This is a genomic window from Streptomyces sparsus, from assembly GCF_054776295.1.
Genome location: NZ_BAAHCA010001590.1, coordinates 1 through 661, shown reverse-complemented (window position 1 = coordinate 661; position 661 = coordinate 1). Strand labels below are relative to the sequence as shown.

The following is a 661-nucleotide window of genomic DNA, read 5'->3' as shown; positions in this document are numbered from 1 at the left end:
CGACGGGTCCCTCGGCGGGCGCCTCGGTGCCGGCGCCGAGCGCCGCCGCGGTGCGGACCTGCTCCGGGTCGTGGTCCCGCAGGTGCACGGTGACGCCGCGCGCGGACAGGGCGAGGGCCACGGAGGTGCCGACGAGTCCGGTGCCGATGACGAGTGCGGTGCGCATTACTGGGCGATGTCCTTGCGGAGAGCGGCAGCCGCGCCGAGGTAGACGTGCGACACGGCTGTTCTGGGCAGGTCTGTCTCGACGTGGGCGAGCACCCGGACGACCCTCGGCATCGCGCCGGGGATGTCGAGTTCCTGGGCGCAGATGAGCGGCACGTCCGCCATCCCGGTGCTGCGGGCGGCCGCGGCGGGGAAGTCGCAGCGCAGGTCGGGGGTGGCGGTGAACCAGATGCTGATCAGGTCGTCGGTGCCGAGCGCGTTGCGCTCCAGTACGGCGGTGAGCAGCTCGGCGACGCGTTCGCGCATCTCCTCGGCGTCGTCCCGTTCCAGTTGCACGGCGCCCCGCACCGCTCGTACCGCCACTGTGCCGCTCCCTTGGCTTCCGGTCGGCCGTCCGACCACGCTGTTGCCTGTGCCTGTGCCGCCGTGCCCCGCCCGGGTCTTCGGGACGCGGCGCGTTGCCGGCCGGGCGCGGGGCCCGGTGCCGGCCCCGGAC

The 661-nt window shown here is 74.7% G+C and carries 2 protein-coding genes; both read right to left on the bottom strand.

Annotation, left to right across the window (positions count from 1 at the left end):
* A partial coding sequence (locus tag ACYVE9_RS29785) for a 3-hydroxyacyl-CoA dehydrogenase NAD-binding domain-containing protein (RefSeq protein WP_461030975.1) occupies window positions 1-166 on the bottom strand: 166 nt, incomplete at its 3' end.
* Window positions 166-528, bottom strand: a complete 363-nt coding sequence (aroH, locus tag ACYVE9_RS29780) for a chorismate mutase (RefSeq protein ID WP_461030974.1) — start codon at window positions 526-528, stop codon at window positions 166-168. The genes aroH and ACYVE9_RS29785, both read right to left, overlap by 1 nt.
* Between the last annotated feature and the right edge of the window lie 133 nt (window positions 529-661).